A 17,699-nucleotide genomic window follows, 5' to 3' on the forward strand; every position below is an offset into this window, starting at 1 on the left:
AAGCTGAGTCATTGCAACGCCCGTCGCATCCAAGTGCTCAGCAAGTCAGCAAGACCCACCAGCAAGATAAAGACAATCAGCATCGTCGCCACTTCGGAGCCATTGAACATCCGCATGGAGTTATCCATCTGTTGGCCTAAACCACCTGCACCGACAAAACCCAACACCGTCGAGGCACGGATCGCGCACTCCCAGCGATAAATCGTATAACTCGTTAATTCCGTTGCATTACCAGGCAAGACGCTATAAAAAAATGTCTGCAATCTTCCCGCTCCATTTCGCAGCAGTGCGGTCGCGGGCTCTCTCTCACCACTTTCGAGAATTTCTCCGTACACCTTGCCAAGCATGCCGGCATACGTGAGACCAATCGCCAGCACACCCGCTGCAGGCCCTAACCCAACGACACGCACAAACACGAGTGCCCAGATCAGCTCGGGCACACTGCGCATCAAAATCAACAGCCACCTAATGAGCTGCCTAAAAATAAAAGGGATCGCCTGCATCCGTCCCGATAACGACGAAACCGACAGTACCGTTGTTGAGAGCAGGGTCAAAGGAATTGCAAGCAGGAGGGCCAGAAAGGTTCCAGCCGTAGCAATCGCAACCGTACGCCATGCCTCCCGCGCCACCAGATGCAAAAACTCGGGACTCAGGGCCGGCGGGAAAAACTCACCTAAAAAACGACCAGTCACCTTGAGATTTTCGGTTTCAAAAAACACCCACGGCCTAAACTCAGTCGTCACGAGTGCGGGCCACAAGATCAAACAGGCCACTACAAACCAAAAGAGCCGACGTGACCACGCAGGATCACGCAACGAAGGGTCGTTTGACTTAAGCGCAGCCAACTCGGATCTCTCTTTTGGCCAACGGGACGTCTTCAACCCCCACCGGGCCCTCTACCTGCGCAAGTTCAAACTCGAACTGTGCGTACAAGTCAGCAAGGTGCTCTGCCGTCACAGCATGACCAGGCAGATCAAAAACAAGCTTTCCTTCTCGAAACCCAAGCACGCGGGGAAATTCGGATGTCGCGACATTGACTTGGTGCAAGGTGGTGACGAGTGTCACATCGCGTGCACGCGCTTCTCTCAAGAGTGTGGCAATCGCCTGACGGGCACGCGTCGGATCCAGCGCAGAGAGGGGCTCATCCACAAGCCATAAGCCTGCCGGCGCAAGCAGCGCACGTGCGAGCCCAACACGCTGGCGCTCTCCACCAGAAAGACGATCCACGCGCTCCCATAGTTTGTCTTGCAAATCAAACTGAGACAAGGCTTGGGCAACCTCAGACACATCTTGAGGGTAAACGAGATTTTTCAAACTTCGCCAAAGCGACAAAGCAGGCAATTTCGCGGCGAGAAGAGAAACGATGACGCGCTGACGTGGCGGTAGGGGCGGACTTTGTGGCGCATAAAAAAGTCGACCACGCTGGCGTTGCAGATTTTTAGTAGAAAGTGTCCACACCGACTGCTCATCGATTGAAACCGTCCCTTGCGAAGGCTTAAGCGCTGCAGCCAAGATCTGCAAAAAAGTAGTCTTGCCCGCCCCCGAAGGACCGATCACGGCGACGTGCTCACCTGGCTCAATCGTCAAAGACAGTTGATCGATTGCCGGTCTCGACCGGAGACTGGCAGCGGGGTGACGGGCTGTGACGCCCGTCAACGCAACTTGCAAGCCTGGCATTATTTAATCAGACCCGCACTTCGACCGGCAGACTCCAGACCCTTGTAGTTGTCTGGTGTCGTAGGGATGTATTTGCTAGCGCGATTCAGGGTCAAAATCTCTTTGCCTTCTGCATTGCTCATATCGAGTGCGAAAAACGCCTTAGCGATTTTTTCTTGTAAAGCGACTGGCATATCTGCGTTGACCGACCAGTTGTAATTGTAATAAGGAGGCGTCGTGAAAAACACATCTACCTTGTTGGTGTCGACCTTCTTGTCATTCACAAACTTGTTCCAGACGGTGATGTCCAAGGCTGCCGCATCGACGCGACCACTGACAACAGAGGCGATGGTTGCGTCGTGCGCACCTGAATAGGCGACGCGTTTAAAGTCGCGATCGGGATCAATGCCCGCATCCAACAGGAACGAACGCGGCATCAAATGACCTGAGGTGCTCGACTGTGAACCGAAACTCACTTGTTTGCCTTTGAGGTCCGCTAACTTGGTGATACCGGAGTTCTTTTGTGTAATGAATACCGAGCGAAACTTAGTGTCTTCCTCACGTTGTGCGAGAGGCACCACCTTTCCACCCGATCGAATCTGAGCCTGCACGTAGGTAAAGCCACCGAACCACACCAAGTCAACTTGCTTGTTTACCAACGCTTCTACGGCGGCGGGATAGTCGTTGACTGGGACAAAACTGACTTTCATGCCAAGCGTGCGCTCCAGATACTTGGTCAACGGACCAAACTTACGCATCTGTTCTGTCGCCGCCTCTTCAGGAATCGTTGTCACGCGCAACACTTGTTGGGAGTATGCAGCGCTGGAAATCAAAGCTGTTGCTGCCAGCAAGGTGCTGGCAATCGTGCGCGTGAGTCCGCGCGAAAAGATAGTTTTAAACAAGGGATTCACCTGAAAACGGTTTTAAAGACAGTCAGTATAGGAGAGAGCGCTGACGTCTGCGTGGGTAAACCCTTTGAACGCACAAGGATGTTGCGGCGCACCATCCGTACTCGGGTTAAGCCCTAGAACACTTTGCCCCATCCGCCAGGCAACTTGCGAGATAATGAGCGTTCAAATTTCTTTATACGGAGACTTTCGTGCTCAAAAAAACGATGACAACGATGGGTGCTCTTGCCCTGACAGCCGCACTCTCGATCGCGTCTACTAGCGCCATCGCGCAACCGGCCAAACCAGAATGTATCGCGCCTGCCAAGCCTGGTGGGGGCTTTGACTTGACCTGCAAACTCGCGCAAGCTGCACTGAAAGATTCGCAAGTACTCAAAGACCCCTTGCGCATCTCTTACATGCCTGGTGGCATCGGTGCCGTCGCTTACAACACAATCGTGACGCAACGTCCCGGTGAGGGCGGCACGATCGTTGCCTACTCAGGTGGCTCCCTGCTCAATCTGGCTCAAGGCAAGTTTGGTAAGTACAACGTCAACGACGTGCGCTGGCTTGCTGCGATTGGCGCTGATTTCGGCGTGATTGTCGTGCGCAATGATTCACCATTCAAAGACCTGAAAAGTGTCATGACCGCCTTGCAACAGGACCCCACCAAAGTGGTGTTCGGTGCCGGTGGCTCAGTCGGTAGCCAAGACTGGATGAAAGCCGCGCTGACTGCGAAAGCCGCAGGCGTGGACTACAAGAAAATGCGCTTTGTTGCTTTCGAAGGTGGTGGAGAAACAGCAACGGCTCTGCGCGGTGGCCATATTCAGGTCATGATGGGTGATGCAGCCGAAGCGGCCACGATGTTAGATAGCGGCGCACCGATTCGCGTGTTGGCCATTTATCACGACAAGCGTTTGCCCGGTAAGCTGGCGGATGTTCCTACCGCGACTGAACAGGGCTACAAAATTAACTGGCCAATCATTCGTGGCTTTTATCTCGGACCAAAGGTCTCCGATAAAGACTACGACTGGTGGGTGACGGCTTTCAAAAAGACGATGGCCTCACCTGAGTACGCCAAACTGCGCACACAACAAGGACTGTTCCCCTTTGATTTGACCGGTTCTGAACTTGATCGCTACGTCAAGCAACAAGTCAAAGAATATGCAGAACTTGCAGACACTTTTGGTTTGATCAAGAAGTAATTGACATGAATACGCTGGGCAGACCTCGTGTCTGCCCAGCGTATTTTTTATTGCATGGAAGAAAGAGGGAAAAAATGGTTCTTGACGATCGCAAACTGGGGGCATTCGCGCTGGCACTGGCGGCATTTTTAGCGTGGTATGGATACAGCCTTGAGGCGGCGTTCTCTTATGAGCCGATTGGGCCTCGCGCCTTCCCTCTCGCCATTGCCTCGATCATCGCGTTGTGTGGCCTGATCCTCATCATCAAAGGTGGTAATCGCGTCGAACCGAACAGCAACGGTGCCAATGCACGCATTTGGCTCATGATCGCCATATTGAGTGGTTATGCAGTGACATTTCAATTGCTAGGCTTCATTATTTCCACTGCTCTCATGACGACCCTAGTGGCCCGTTTATTTGGCGGGACATGGCTCAAAGCACTGATTGGTGGCGTGGGGATGGGTATTTTGTTTTTTGTATTGTTTGATCGCTTACTTGATGTCGTTCTACCTATTGGTGTCCTCGGAGCTTTCTTATGAACGGCATTTTTGATCAACTCGGCATTGGCTTTGGCGTCGCGTTTACGCCCCTAAATTTACTGGTCGCGGCGATTGGTTCGTTTTTCGGAACAATCGTAGGCGTCCTGCCCGGCCTCGGCCCGATCAATGGCGTCGCGATGCTGATTCCAATCGCGTTTGCCATGAATCTTCCGCCTGAGACCTCGCTTATTTTGCTCGCGGCGGTATATGTCGGTGCAGAGTACGGTGGACGCATCACCTCGATCTTGCTAAACGTCCCTGGCGAAGCAGCCGCAGTGATGACCACACTAGATGGCTACCCTCTTGCGCGCCAAGGTTTGGCCAACGTGGCGCTGTCCATTTCTGCCTGGTCGTCCTTTGTCGGTTCGCTCATCGGCATTATTGGCATCGTGTTTTTTGCGCCAGTTTTGGCGACGTGGGCGCTCGCCTTTGGTCCAGCCGAGTATTTTGTCTTAATGGTGTTTGCCTTTTGCGCGCTCACGAGTCTACTGGGTGACCAGCCCGTCAAAGGCGTGCTCGCTGCCATGATTGGCTTGGCAATCTCCACGGTTGGCGTCGATGCTAACTCTGGTGTCTATCGCTACACCTTTGACCATCCGAACCTTTCTGATGGCATCGCCTTTGTGGTGGTGGTGATTGGACTCTTTGCCGTCGCTGAAATGCTGCAAATGCTGGAAAACACGTTGACTGGGGTGTCTATCAACGTCCCGCCAAGTGTTCGGAAAATGTTTAACTTTGTGGAGTTGAAGTTCACATGGTGGAGCACTTTCAGGGCTTCCGTCATGGGATTTTTTATTGGCGTGTTGCCTGGTGCCGGTGCTAGCGTGGCCTCGGCTGTCAGTTATGCCTACGAAAAGAAACATTACGAAAACAAAGATCCCGACGCTAAATTTGGACGAGGTGATTTGCGTGGACTGGCTGCGCCAGAAGCCGCCAACAACAGCGCAGCGACCGGCTCATTTATTCCTATGCTGACACTTGGTGTACCAGGCTCAGGCACAACCGCCGTGATGATGGGTGCGCTGTCTCTCTACAACATTACGCCCGGACCTGTCCTCTTTGACCAGCAGCCTCAGCTTGTTTGGGGTCTGATTGCGTCACTCTTTGTCGCGAACCTGATGTTGCTGTTTATGAACATTCCTATGGTGCGCATCTTTGCGTCGATGCTCAAGGTTCCACCATGGCTGCTCGTACCCGGCATCCTCACGATTAGTTTTGTAGGCGTGTTTGCCCTGCACTCCGCCACTTTCGATTTGGGAATGGTGGTTGCGATCGGCGTGATTGGATATCTATTGCGCAAAATGGGACTTCCCATGCCACCTCTAGTATTGGGTGTTGTGCTTGGAGAAATGATGGAACAAAACCTGCGCCGAGCACTTTCGATCACCAACGGTGAGTTGGGTATTTTGTTTCAAAGCCCCATCAGCATCGGTTTGTGGGCTGCGGCAATCATTGTGGTGGTCGGCCCGACTCTTTACAGGCGTTTGAGAGCCGCAAAGTAAAAGCGCCTCAGTAAAAAAAAGACCGTGCTCAGGCACGGTCTTTTCACTTCACATTCATACAGAAACTTTTTAAAAGTCCTGTGTAAATTATTTTATATTCAAGTCTTTAATCAAGGTCGTCCACTTAGCTTCATCTCGCTTGAGGTTTGCCGTAACAACTTCTGGTGTGGACGTATTAAGCTCAATACCCAGCTGGCTCAGCTTCTGGCGTAACTCTGCATCTTGACCCAAGGCTTGCATGGCGCTGGAGAGCTTTGTCTGCAGGCCTTTGTCTAGTCCAGCTGGTGACATCAAGGCCAACCAAAACGTCGCTTCAAAATCTTTGGTGCCCAAGGCTTGGTTCATCGTTGGCAAGTCTGGCAACGTAGACATCCTCTCCATCGAAGTCACCGCTAATCCACGCGTCTTGCCACTACTAATAAAAGGCATGGCTTCACTCGCGGCCGAGAACATCATTTGCACCTGACCGCCTATCATGTCTTGCGCTGCGGGCATCCCACCTTTGTAATGCGCCACCACCATCTTTAAACCAAACTGCTTGATAAAGTACTCAGCCGCCAGATGGTTAATGGAGCCCACACCCGAAGTACCAATTGCGTATTTGTCAGGATTGTTCTTGATGAGTTCCACCAATTCCTTGGCATTTTTAACAGGGAGATCTTTATTTGTTTGCAGCACAAAAGGTGCCTTCATCATCATGGAGATCGGCGTAAAACTCTCATACGGTTTGTAGCTCACCGCTCCCTGTAGAGCAGGATTAATCACGATTGAGACTGGTGCTGCGTACAGCGTATAACCGTTGGGCTTTTGGCCCGCAACGTAAGTGCTCGCCACAGTCGATGCCGCACCCGCTTTATTCTCGATCACCATATTGGCGCCAAGCTTTTGGCCAAGCGCCATGGCGATCGCACGACTCGACACATCACTCACCCCACCGGCCGGATAAGGCACTACGAATTTAATCGGCTCTTGCGGATAGGCCGCTGCCGATTGAGCGGTTGCGAGGTGAGGCGCTGCGAGCGCGATTGCAGCCGCAGCAACTAATACAACACGAACGCCTGTCTTTTTTATAGTCATTGTTGTCTCCTGATATTGGTTTTATTTTCTTAATTTACAGCGTGGCACTTACAACGAGGCACCTCTTGCAGCGATTGGCCAGACAGCTTCGACCTTTCCACCGCGATAACAAATCAATTCGTCGTACAAATTCACCGTTGGATCGCAATGACCGGGGACAAGCAATAACGCATCTCCCAATGCAGGATCATTCGCCTGCTCTGTCTGCAAGACACCATGTTCATCACTCGCCTTGGTATATTGCACGCCAGGTTTATTCCACACAACCGGCAAACCAGAGTCGACACTGGAGGCTTTCAGACCGGCATCCACGACTGCGCGGTCAGCAGTTGGACGGCTGAGGACGGCGGTTTTCACAAACAATGCATGTTCAAATTGAATATCTTGGGGACCTTGCTGATTTTTTGCGTAATCCGCATCCATAAAGATATAGGAGCCGGATTGCACTTCATTAAAGACACCTGAATCACGCTCAAGAGCGACCGAGCCCGTTCCTGCACCAGTGATACGCTCGACTTTGATACCAAGTTTTTCTAATGCAGCGCGCATCGTGACCGCGATATCGCTCGTTTGTTTAATCGCTGTCTGTCTTTGCTCAGGCTGACGATAATGTTGTGCGCTGCCGTGATAGCACTGCAAGCCCATAAAGCGCAAATACGGTGCGGCGGTGATTTGTTGCGCGAGGCTGGTGACGTCTTGGACCGACGCAACACCACAACGCCCCATACCAACGTCAACTTCGATGTAGACGTCAATCATTGTTTTGCGTGACTCACTTTCCTGTGCAAAGGCCGCGACTTGATTTGGATGATCCACCAGCACACCAATCGTTGCCCGCGCAGCCAGATCAACCGCATGCGCTACTTTTTTTGCACCGACGATTTGATTGGTAATCAGCACATCTTGAACGCCCGCCTCGACAAACCGGGCGGCCTCGCTCACTTTTTGACAACAAATACCAATCGCACCTTGCTGAATCTGCCTGAGTGCAATCTCTGGGCATTTGTGGCTTTTGGCGTGCGGTCGCAGACGCATCTTGGTTCCGGCAAGCGCCTGTGTCATACGGGCAAGGTTGCGTTCAAACGCATCCAGATCCAAAACCAGTGCAGGGGTATCAATATCATCGAAGGCATCACCGGGATGCGCGGCTTTCCAAGGGGACATGGCTATTTCTCGCTGTAATCGAGTGAGGGTGCTATTCAAAAAGAATAGGCTACCATTAAGATATGCGTTATGTTTATTTTCGTGAAATTTTAGTTTGCGCGAAAGTTTGCTAGTTAACTTTCATTTTCAACAATTCTTCGGTGACGCCTTGCTTAAGAAACATCCAGCGCACAAGCTTAGTCTGCTTTTACCAGCCAACATCTGGCTGGGACTACTTGTTTTTCTAGACGCCTGGCTCTTTATCTGGCCGTTGACCGTACGCATCTTAGCCTCCGAGCACCACGGCTGGCTGTTGAATGAAAACTGGCAAGATCTGATTGACGCCATTGGTCTGATCGAGTTGCCTCGACTCGCACTGGGTCTTGGCATGATGATCATGTCAATTGGGTTGCTATGGCGCGCACGCATTGCGTGGATGCTCTCGCTTATTTTGCTGACATTTGCACTAATTCTTGATCTTTACACCTCAAAGAGCCATTTCAGCACTATCGTTTTTGGCATCGTATTGTTTATTTTGCTATTGCGGCATTGGCAGACATTTAACCGTTCGAGTTTTGCCGCCAGTAGTATGTACACCATTGTTAGTGTGAGCTGGCTGTTGTTTTATGCTGTGTTCGGGACACTTTACTTGGGCGACCAATTCAAGCCGCCCATCGAAGACCCAGTTTCCGCTTTCTACTTTTCCGTGATTACGATGGCCACTGTGGGCTATGGTGATATTCTGCCCGTCGAACCTACTTCGCGGTTATTTGTTGTTTCGATTGTCATTTTTGGTGTGACAGTTTTTGCGACAGCAATTAGTGCCCTCGCGGGTCCCGTCATTGGCGGAAACCTAAGAAAGTTCATTCAAAAGAGAGCAGTGAATTCTATGAGAAAAAATCATGTCATCGTTTGTGGAACCACGCCTCTCGCCATGAATGTCGTGACCGGTCTTTTGGAGCGCGGTCAGCATGTGACTGCGATTATTTTGCCAAATGACACGCACCAATTTCCTGCGCATACAGATGTACTTGTGGGTGATGCCACAACACTTGAGGTCCTCAAAGAAGCGGGGCTTCAAGATGCTCAATATATTCTGGCACTTAAAGAAGATGACGCAGAGAATGCCTTTATTATTTTGGCGGCAAAAGAGTTCATTGGTGACGGTACCGGTGACAGCAGCGCCAAAACTGTTTCGGTCGTGAATGAATCGATACACCTGTCTAAAATTCAACGCGTCCATCCTGACATCATTTTTTCACCTCAAAAATTAGGGAGTGAAATTTTGACCAGAGCACTGACCGGTGAAGTCATTGACGGCAATCTGATCACGCAGCTGTTTTTTAACGAAAATAAAAAAGCCTAATCCCACAATAACCCATGGTAAACCCTAGGTTTAACCCTTGAGAGGGGTGGGTTTAGGTGCATTCACATTTCAGCCTTGCTTGTATAGAATCAGACGTCGGTCTGATGTTTAGCAGGCTGCCCGTTCTCAGCATAAAAATTATTTGGAGATGTCATGAAACAATCCGCAAAAATTGCACTGTCAGCCGTCGCAATCGGTGCAGCTCTGCTAGCAACAGCACCCGCATCTGCTCAGCAAATCACCCTGATGACTGGTCCACAGGGCGGTGTTTGGGTACCGCTTGGTGGTGCACTCAAAGGCATGTGGGAAAAAGCGATTCCCGGCCTTCAAATCACAGCTCAACCAGGTGCGGGCGTGGCCAACGTCATCGGCGTTGAACAAGGCAAGGCACAGATTGGTTTTTCAAACTCGAGCAGCGCGGTAGATGGCGCAATGGGTGTTCCACCCTTCAAGCAAAAGTCGACCAAAGTTTGTCAGATGGCCAATATCTACCCCCAATATTTCCAGGTTGTCGCCACCAACTCCTCGAACATCAATTCATATGCTGACATCAAAGGCAAACGTTTAGTTGCTCAGTCAAAAGGTAATACAGCCGAAGCCATTACAGCCGCCATTCTCAAACTGAATGGCTTTGACTATAGCGGTCTGTCACGCATGAACTTCCAGGCGAGCTATACCGACGCAGTGTCCATGATGAAAGACGGACACGTGGATGTCTTTACCCTTGGCACAACGGCTCCAGCCTCTGCTGTGATGGATCTGGCCAGCGGTCGTGATATCAAGCTGGTCCCTGTCGATGACAAAACGATGGATGGCATGCGCAAAATGAATGCTGGCTACAGCAAACTCATCATTAAAGCTGGCACCTATCCAAAGCAAGACAAGGACGTACCCGTCATCGGCTATCAAACACACTTGATCGTGCGTTGCGACATGCCTGACGATGTGGTCTACAAGATGGTGAAAACTATGGCTGAAAACGTTCCTGCCATGGCAGCCGTTAACAAAGCGATCGGTTCATTGACACCAAAGATGATGGCGGCGGATGCTGGTATCCCCATGCACCCTGGTGCAGCCAAGTACTTTAAAGAAGTTGGCGCTCTCTAATTAGTGAGACAAAGACTCCGGAGTCGTTAAGACACCGGAGTCCAATTAAGCCTTCACCTAAATTAGCGCGAATAATCTTACTCTTTCACACTACCTCATACGCCGCACGTTTAACCTTTGACATATTGGTGCCTTCGATACGCAGCAAACTCGTCGACGCCTTGCGCTCTGGGGCATGCAAGTCACCTTCGTTATAAACGTGCGCGACACCCGGCGTGAGTGAGTAGGTTTTTGTTTGGCGGACTTTGCCAGGCTTGTCGCCAGCAGCGGCTTCGATCAAGGCGTAATCGCGCATTTCAGTTTCACCACGCGCTTGACCGTAGATCGCCCATGAATGTGCGTGATCATGGGGTGTCGAGCTCTTTGCACCCTGGTAATTGTGCGCCACGATACAAAAACCAAGTTCGGGATCTTCGTACACGACCTCACGCTCACCAATATTGGAACCCAGATTCGCCTCGATAAACTGTTGGTCAACCAATACTTCTTTCAAGAGATCTGCCACTTTTTGACGACCTGCTGGACCAGGTTGCGCTTTTAATAAATCGTGACATTGACTGGCAAACTGCTGAAGTGTGTGAGCCATGGTGAGTCGTCCTCCAAATTGTGAATGACACGCTGCGATGCAGCGACTGTTTTTTCGATTCTACCCTCGTTCAAGCCATTATTTAGTTGATTGAGATCAAGGTTTAGCCTCAACAGACAAAGGCTTCTTTAACCGCTGGTATTGGAGCGCTTCGAGCACTGTTTGCCGATGCACTGCGACAGTCGTCTCGATCTTGGTGCCATACCCACCTGCCATTGAGATCGCAACAGGGATACTCAAGCGCTTGGCATAGTCAAACACCGCCCTGTCACGTTCCAGCATACCCACATTCGTAAGCTTGAGTCGGCCCAACCGGTCTCCCTCATGCGGGTCCGCACCGGCCAGATAGATGATCAATTGTGGACGAAATATTTGTTCCAAATGCTCAAGCGCCTGATTCAATGCTTGCAGGTAGACATTATCGGTCACACCATCTGCGAGCGGCACATCCAAATCGCTTGGCTCTTTTCTAAAAGGAAAGTTTTTATCACCATGCAAGGAAAGCGTGAATACGCTTGAATCGTTTTTAAAGATTGCGGCAGTTCCATTACCTTGATGAACATCCAAATCAATGATGGCGACAGACAGACTTGCTGCAGACTGTCGTTGCATGACACGAGCCGCCACCGCTGCATCATTAAACACACAGAACCCGCTACCTTTATCTCGATAGGCATGGTGGGTGCCGCCTGCAAGATTAACGGCCATGCCTTCCTTCATAGCAGACTCACAGGCAGCGATCGTCGCGCCAACTGAACGTCGCGAACGCTCAACCATGCCAGGCGTCCATGGGAAACCAATTTCACGTTGTTCTTTGGAGTCAAGTGTGCCATTCACTACTTTTTGAACGTATACAGGATCATGGGCCAGAAGCAGTTGAGTATCGGTCGCCGCAGGAGCTTCACGAAGCACTAAACCTGGTGTACCCAAAAGCCCATCGCGCAGCAAGCGATACTTAGACATCGGAAATCGATGCCCCTCTGGCAGTGGCAATACAAAGTGATCCGCATAAAACGCGTCCATATCACCTACTCCGCTCCATATGATCAATCAAAAAACGCCATTCAGTGGCAAAATGAAGCTTCAATACTAGCTGGCAACTCTGATGCGTGCCCCAAATTCCCTGATGCGACTCCTGAAATCGGGTGTGATAGTCGCCACAAGCCTATTACTGACCGCCTGCAGCTCCCTGCAGTTGGCCTACAACTATGCGCCTGGTTTGATCGCCTACCGGGCCAACGCATACCTCAATCTTGACGAAACGCAGCAAGCGTTGCTTGATCAGGAGTTGGTGACATTTACGGCTTGGCACGACGAAACATTACCGCGCTACACCGCGACGCTCAATGCGTGGGCATCCCGTCTATCCAACTCTGAGCCTTTCACGGGGCCAGAAATTTTAGCGATGCAAGAAACCATCGAGCAGCAATTACAAACGATCGGCACACGCGCGGCGTCACAACTCGCCCCTCTTCTTGTGACGCTTGGACCGCAACAGGTCAAACAACTCCAGTCAAAATTTACCGATGGCAATGAAGAGTATTACTCTGACTACCTTAAAAATTCAGACAGCCCTTCCAATATTAAAAAACGACACGCACGCTTGACCAAACGATTTGAAGATTGGCTTGGAACACTGAGTCCGCAGCAACGAAAAATTTTGATTACCGTCTCAGACAACCGCGCACCTATCATTGAAGCTTGGTATTCCGAGAGAAAACTCCGACAACAAGCGTTGATTCAACTGATTCAAACTCAACGCAACGCGCCACCCGCACAAGCCCGGCAAGCCTTCGAAGATTACCTCCAGAGCCTCAATCGCTACAGAGAACCGATACTGAACACTCAACGTGACAAGCTTCGTCTGGAGTGGGCACAGGCAACCGCTGAGGTGCTCAACGCCGCCAGTTCAGAACAAAAGAAATATCTACAAAAAAAACTGCGTGGCTACGCACAGGATTTCGCAGCGCTCACGCCTAAAAAAATTGCTAAGAATTAATCTTTTTGAAAAAACGTTACGATCAATCAAGCCGTCCTGAAACGTGTCAGCTTCACAAAAGCAATTGCTAGAAACGGCAGACTGAGCCCGATCAAAATTGAAATCGTCAACATCGAGCCTAAGCTAGAGTAATTGGCTGCGACTTCAACAACACCAGTCGTTGGATTGCGGACTTCACGCGTCACCGTAAAAATTTGATTGAGGTATTTAGTGCCGAGTTGACTCAAGGACAACGCGAGATTGGTAAAAGATGCCATCACAGCAAAATAGGTTGCCTTGAGATTTTCAGGTGCCGAGCGCGCAATCCAAGCTAGCATCGGGATCATCGCGACCTGACCAAGTGGTGACTCAAGCGCAGCATCCACCAACGCGATAAATCGCGCATCGACTACCCCACCTGTCATCGCGCTGGTCCAATGATGCAAGCCATAAAACATTCCCAGCGTTGGTAAAGACAGGACTGTGCCAAACAAGGTCAGCGTTCCGACCACATAGGCGATCGAGCGTTCGGCCATAAAGCGGCGAAAAATAAACATACCGAGTAACGACAAGGTACTTGCGATCAAAGACAGCATCGAAAAAAAATGTTGGTCGAACTTTAAGTCATCGATCATCCACCATGTCACGCCCGGCCCGGGGCTTGGTATCGCGCGAAATACAAAGATGACGATCGCAGTGCCGACCAAGGTCGACCTTGCCTGAGGCTCAAGGTCGCGCGTCAACCGAACAATTAAAAATGTAACGATCGACATAGAACCCAGAAAGATAATTTCCTGTCCATAGGGCACTTGCGTCAAGCCCATCGTCATCGTAAAGACGACAAAGACCAAGCTCCCACCCAAAATCACCCAGTTTGGCTTGGTGACTTCAATGTCTCCTGAAAGAAGCGAATGCGCTTGTTCAGCTGTCATGCCACGCGCTAATAGTTTTTTATGTGCACGCGCTTGCAATACCGACGCCAAGATCACGCCCAGCACAGAGATCAACGGAATCGCCATAGAGATTAAATAGACCTGCAGATATTTTTCTACTTTTTGCGCCTCGTCGAGTTGCTGAACACCCGCAAATACGTACAAGTTGATCACCGCCACAAACACTGAGCCACCAATAATCGCAACACGACCAAGTGTCTGCATCGTGGTGTGCATCAACTTGCGTCGCTCAGGATCAATCGGCTGGCCTTGATCATCCACTCGGGGCACCGCTTCTACAGTCATCGCATCCGCGACCGCATCCTGCAGTACATAGCCGATCGGTGCTAGCAAAGCACTCAGCACATACCAACTCTCAACCGGCATCAGAGCGGCCATCGTCTCCCGACTGCCGATCAGTCCGACCATAATCAACAAACTGGCCGCAATCAAACTCGCGCCGAGAAACAATAAGCCCCGCTTGAAGCGCCATAACAAATCAATCAGGTGACCAAGCACCATTTTGAGCGACCAAGGAATCACGACCCAAAAACTCAGGGCTGCTAAAAAGGCAACAGAGAGGTTCAGGTAATCCTTAACAAAAAACGTTCCGACAATACCTGTAAGACTTGAGATGCCCGCAGCCATATAGACCATGAGTGGAGGCAAATAAGACAGGCGCACTTCCCTTCCAAGCTCCAGGATATTGCGATCAATCCAGCGCCAAAGGGTCAGGGTCATTTTCAATCCTTAATCTGATCAATATTTTCCGCAGAATACCTGATAACAGCGTTTAGGTTGGTACAGCTTCACTGGAAAGTCGTATCATGGTCACGTGCCATGATCTGCCACAGAGCAGACAAGCCGATGCTTAAACACGTATCAAATAAAACATTCGGAGACTTTAACAATGACAATCAAGAAACACCTATCGATTTTTGCAGCTGCGATAACCTGTGTCGCGGGATTTTCGGTATCTACACAAGCTAACGCACAAGCCTATCCCAACAAACCTGTGCAAGTTGTGATTCCCTTCGCTCCGGGTGATACAGACAAAATGCTGCGCCCCTTCATGGACAGGATGGGCGAGTTTTTACCCAATCCCTTTATCCTGAATTACAAACCCGGAGCCGGCGGAGCCGTTGGAGCTGGTTTTGTCGCCGGCAGTGCGCCTGACGGTTACACCCTTGTGGGAACCTCACCTGGATCAATCGTTGTCGTGCCGCTTGCTAACAAAGATGTCAAATATTCCACCGACTCCTTTGAACCGATCGCCGCGCTTTCCGAGGGCGGGTTCATGATTGTTGGCTCCAGTAAATCACCCATTACTTCTTTAAAAGACTTGGTGGCTTACTCTAAAAAGAACCCTGACAAAGTCACCTATGGAACCTCGGGTGCCATGGGGATTACCCATTTGCTGGCGGAAATCTTTGCAAGTGAAGCGGGCGTCAAATGGAATCACATTCCCTACCAAGGTAGCGGTCCGGCCATTACGGCCTTACTCGGTGGACATGTAGAACTCGCGTCGACAGCCGTCGGCCCAGCCCAAGCGCATATCGCTGCCGGCACACTTCGTCCGCTCGCCGTGTTTGGGGATACGCGCCTGAAAGCTTTTCCAAACGTTCCTACGCTTAAAGAGCTCGGCTATAAAACCAGTAGCGCCGGCCTATATGGCATTCTGGCTCCAAAAGGTACACCAAAAGAAGTGATTGACGCGATTTATGGCGCCGCTCAAAAAGTAGTCGCTAAATACGGTCCTCAAATCACCGCCAACCTTGATGTCTTGGGCGCTGAAATAAAAGTACTGGGACCAAAAGAGTACGCAAGCTTTTTACAAGAACAAAAAGCCTTGTTTGCTCAGGGACTGAAAACGATTAAATAAAACCCGACTTGTGCTGACTGGTGGATAAATGGCAAAAAACTACAGGACTAAAGCGCTAACCAGCCATTTTCCATCGGCAGCACTGCTCCATTCATTTGCCCGCCTGCAGGCGTGCACAAAAACAGTGCCAACTCCGCAAGATGTTTAGCTGGAATCAACTTTCCGCCGGGTTGTTTACCGTGTAAAAACTCTGCGGTCGCAACGTCCCAGTTCAGATTTTTTTCTTGCATCAATGCACGGATTCGACTCTCGATATTTGGTGTCAGCACCGACCCTGGACACAAGGCATTGCAAGTAATGTTCTGACCGACAACCTCTGCGGCAATCGCACGGGTCATTCCAATCAAGGCACTTTTTGTGGTCACATAGTCAATACGATTAGGTGTGCCTCGTGATCCATAGACTGAAGTCATGTTGATCACGCGACCCCATCCTGCTTGACGCATACCTGGTAAAAAAGCTTTAACGAAATGAAACGGTGCACTGAGATTGACAGCGAGAGCCTGATCCCAGCGCTCAGCGGGAAACGACTCAATCGGTGAAAAATGTCGAGTCACCGCATTGTTGACCAAGATATCTACACAACCGAATTGCTCAAGAGTCTGTACTGAAAGCTGTTCAATCTCCTTGGGACTTTGTAAATCCTTTTGGTGATAGACGGCCGTCACACCGTTTGCTCGAAGAGCCGCGAGTGAATCGGCCACGATGCGAGGATCCTCAAGACCATGCAACACCACATTGCATCCTGCGGTCGCAAGCTCCTGCGCAATCGCTAAACCGATACCGCCGCTTGAGCCTGTGACAAGCGCCGTTTTCCCTTTGAGCATTTCAGATTCCTTAGTCAATCAATCTCGCCAATACTTACTGTGCAGTCATACCCGATTTTTTAACGAGGTCTTTAGATGCCGTCAGATCTCGCTGGATTTGATCTGCAAACTCCTTAGAGGTACTAGGAGATGCGTTCAGTCCCAAACCATCCAGCCGTGCTTTCACAGCAGGGTCTTTTAATGCCATGGTTAGGTCCTTGTTGAGTTGCTCAACAACCTTGGCGGGCGTACCTGCCGGGACGGCATAACCGTACCACTCAGGCATTTTCCCCAGTTCAGGAAAGCCCGCTTGAGCCGCAGTGGGTGTGTCAGGCAACACCGACACCCCATCGGGTCCAAACATCACCAGACCCACGAGCTTGCCAGCACGGACGTGGGGTGCGACGGAAGTAGGATTCGCAACGAACAAATTGATATGACCTGCAAGCACATCAACGATGCCTGGACCTGCACCCTTGTAAGCCACATGCATCATATCGAGGCCTGTCACTGCTTTGAACATTTCACCTGTCAATTGAGGTCCCGAAGCGCTCGAACCGTATGACAATTTGCCAGGCTGTGTTTTTGCAAGCGCAATAAATTCTTTGAGATTCTTGACATTCAAACCTGGATTGGCGACCAACACGAAGGGTTGCTGTGTCCCACGTGTAATTGGAATGAAATCCTTGATCGGATCAAAGCCCGGATCTTTGTAAATGTGTGGATTGACGGTGAAAGCGCCCTGATGCGCAAGAACGATCGTATAGCCATCAGGCGGGGCTTTAGCCCCATAAGCCGTGCCGACGTTACCTTGGGCGCCTGCTCGGTTTTCAACAATGACTTGTTGCTTCCAAATCTGACCTAATTTTTCTGCCAGAATACGTGAGACAGCATCTGTTCCGCCACCAGGTGGAAAGGGCACGACAATCTTGACGGGTTTAGTTGGATTAAAGGCTGAATCCGCCCAAACAGGCGCTGATATTCCCAAGCACACCGCAAGTAAAGCCACTATTTTTTTCATGTTTGTCTCCAAAATTTATCAAACAGCCTGACC

17 protein-coding genes are annotated in these 17,699 nt (G+C 50.6%); 7 read left to right on the forward strand and 10 right to left on the reverse strand.

Going from position 1 to position 17,699, the window contains the following annotated elements; all coding sequences use genetic code 11:
* Positions 1 to 8: 8 nt before the first annotated feature.
* Genes WBJ47_RS03365 through WBJ47_RS03375 form a run of 3 tightly spaced genes read right to left on the reverse strand, consistent with a single transcriptional unit; the run spans position 9 to position 2,546 of the window.
* The gene (locus WBJ47_RS03365) at positions 9 to 845 is read right to left on the reverse strand and encodes a PhnE/PtxC family ABC transporter permease (RefSeq protein WP_422245501.1); all 837 of its coding nucleotides are present in this window, start codon (positions 843 to 845) and stop codon (positions 9 to 11) included.
* A complete protein-coding gene (locus tag WBJ47_RS03370; protein ID WP_422245499.1) occupies positions 832 to 1,677 on the reverse strand; it encodes a phosphonate ABC transporter ATP-binding protein in 846 nt (281 codons plus the stop codon). Before WBJ47_RS03370 ends, WBJ47_RS03365 begins: the two co-directional genes overlap by 14 nt.
* The gene (locus WBJ47_RS03375) at positions 1,677 to 2,546 is read right to left on the reverse strand and encodes a putative selenate ABC transporter substrate-binding protein (RefSeq protein ID WP_422245583.1); all 870 of its coding nucleotides are present in this window, start codon (positions 2,544 to 2,546) and stop codon (positions 1,677 to 1,679) included. Before WBJ47_RS03375 ends, WBJ47_RS03370 begins: the two co-directional genes overlap by 1 nt.
* 233 nt (positions 2,547 to 2,779) lie before the next feature.
* On the opposite strand from WBJ47_RS03375, the gene WBJ47_RS03380 reads away from it, so the two are divergent.
* The 3 genes from WBJ47_RS03380 (at position 2,780) to WBJ47_RS03390 (ending at position 5,768) form a co-directional block, all read left to right on the forward strand.
* Positions 2,780 to 3,748: a Bug family tripartite tricarboxylate transporter substrate binding protein gene (locus WBJ47_RS03380; protein ID WP_422245582.1), complete on the forward strand. Its 969-nt coding sequence runs from the start codon at positions 2,780 to 2,782 to the stop codon at positions 3,746 to 3,748.
* Positions 3,749 to 3,822: 74 nt separating this feature from the next.
* Positions 3,823 to 4,266, forward strand: a complete 444-nt coding sequence (locus WBJ47_RS03385) for a tripartite tricarboxylate transporter TctB family protein (protein ID WP_422245497.1) — start codon at positions 3,823 to 3,825, stop codon at positions 4,264 to 4,266.
* A complete protein-coding gene (locus WBJ47_RS03390; RefSeq protein WP_422245496.1) occupies positions 4,263 to 5,768 on the forward strand; it encodes a tripartite tricarboxylate transporter permease in 1,506 nt (501 codons plus the stop codon). Before WBJ47_RS03385 ends, WBJ47_RS03390 begins: the two co-directional genes overlap by 4 nt.
* Before the next feature lie 87 nt (positions 5,769 to 5,855).
* Here the strand turns inward: WBJ47_RS03390 and WBJ47_RS03395 are convergent, their stop codons facing one another.
* Together WBJ47_RS03395 and WBJ47_RS03400 are read right to left on the reverse strand one after the other, a co-directional pair.
* A complete protein-coding gene (locus WBJ47_RS03395; RefSeq protein WP_422245494.1) occupies positions 5,856 to 6,845 on the reverse strand; it encodes a Bug family tripartite tricarboxylate transporter substrate binding protein in 990 nt (329 codons plus the stop codon).
* 48 nt (positions 6,846 to 6,893) lie between these two features.
* Positions 6,894 to 8,009, reverse strand: coding sequence for a DSD1 family PLP-dependent enzyme (locus WBJ47_RS03400; protein WP_422245492.1), 1,116 nt, complete (start codon positions 8,007 to 8,009; stop codon positions 6,894 to 6,896).
* Positions 8,010 to 8,157: 148 nt separating this feature from the next.
* On the opposite strand from WBJ47_RS03400, the gene kch reads away from it, so the two are divergent.
* Together kch and WBJ47_RS03410 are read left to right on the forward strand one after the other, a co-directional pair.
* Positions 8,158 to 9,354 carry a voltage-gated potassium channel protein gene (gene kch, locus WBJ47_RS03405; protein WP_422245490.1) on the forward strand — a complete coding sequence of 399 codons (1,197 nt, stop codon included), beginning with the start codon at positions 8,158 to 8,160 and terminating at the stop codon, positions 9,352 to 9,354.
* Positions 9,355 to 9,507: 153 nt separating this feature from the next.
* On the forward strand, positions 9,508 to 10,461 hold the full coding sequence (locus WBJ47_RS03410; protein WP_422245488.1) for a TAXI family TRAP transporter solute-binding subunit: 954 nt from the start codon (positions 9,508 to 9,510) through the stop codon (positions 10,459 to 10,461).
* An 85-nt stretch (positions 10,462 to 10,546) separates the two neighbouring features.
* Here WBJ47_RS03410 and WBJ47_RS03415 read toward each other — a convergent pair whose 3' ends face one another.
* A complete protein-coding gene (locus WBJ47_RS03415; protein WP_422245486.1) occupies positions 10,547 to 11,047 on the reverse strand; it encodes a hypothetical protein in 501 nt (166 codons plus the stop codon).
* 96 nt (positions 11,048 to 11,143) lie between these two features.
* Positions 11,144 to 12,070, reverse strand: coding sequence for a histone deacetylase (locus WBJ47_RS03420; RefSeq protein WP_422245484.1), 927 nt, complete (start codon positions 12,068 to 12,070; stop codon positions 11,144 to 11,146).
* Between the two features lie 82 nt (positions 12,071 to 12,152).
* On the opposite strand from WBJ47_RS03420, the gene WBJ47_RS03425 reads away from it, so the two are divergent.
* Positions 12,153 to 13,046, forward strand: a complete 894-nt coding sequence (locus WBJ47_RS03425; RefSeq protein WP_422245483.1) for a DUF6279 family lipoprotein — start codon at positions 12,153 to 12,155, stop codon at positions 13,044 to 13,046.
* 26 nt (positions 13,047 to 13,072) lie between these two features.
* Here the strand turns inward: WBJ47_RS03425 and WBJ47_RS03430 are convergent, their stop codons facing one another.
* The gene (locus tag WBJ47_RS03430; RefSeq protein ID WP_422245481.1) at positions 13,073 to 14,698 is read right to left on the reverse strand and encodes a hypothetical protein; all 1,626 of its coding nucleotides are present in this window, start codon (positions 14,696 to 14,698) and stop codon (positions 13,073 to 13,075) included.
* A 169-nt stretch (positions 14,699 to 14,867) separates the two neighbouring features.
* Between WBJ47_RS03430 and WBJ47_RS03435 the strand changes: the two genes are divergently transcribed.
* Complete coding sequence (locus WBJ47_RS03435; RefSeq protein WP_422245479.1) at positions 14,868 to 15,839, forward strand: Bug family tripartite tricarboxylate transporter substrate binding protein; 972 nt, start codon at positions 14,868 to 14,870, stop codon at positions 15,837 to 15,839.
* Positions 15,840 to 15,886: 47 nt separating this feature from the next.
* Here WBJ47_RS03435 and WBJ47_RS03440 read toward each other — a convergent pair whose 3' ends face one another.
* Together WBJ47_RS03440 and WBJ47_RS03445 are read right to left on the reverse strand one after the other, a co-directional pair.
* Positions 15,887 to 16,666 carry an SDR family NAD(P)-dependent oxidoreductase gene (locus tag WBJ47_RS03440; RefSeq protein ID WP_424585301.1) on the reverse strand — a complete coding sequence of 260 codons (780 nt, stop codon included), beginning with the start codon at positions 16,664 to 16,666 and terminating at the stop codon, positions 15,887 to 15,889.
* A 34-nt stretch (positions 16,667 to 16,700) separates the two neighbouring features.
* On the reverse strand, positions 16,701 to 17,666 hold the full coding sequence (locus WBJ47_RS03445) for a Bug family tripartite tricarboxylate transporter substrate binding protein (protein WP_422245475.1): 966 nt from the start codon (positions 17,664 to 17,666) through the stop codon (positions 16,701 to 16,703).
* Positions 17,667 to 17,699 lie beyond the last annotated feature (33 nt).

Origin of the sequence: Zwartia sp., from assembly GCF_049655405.1 — a bacterium.
Taxonomy (GTDB): domain Bacteria; phylum Pseudomonadota; class Gammaproteobacteria; order Burkholderiales; family Burkholderiaceae_B; genus Zwartia.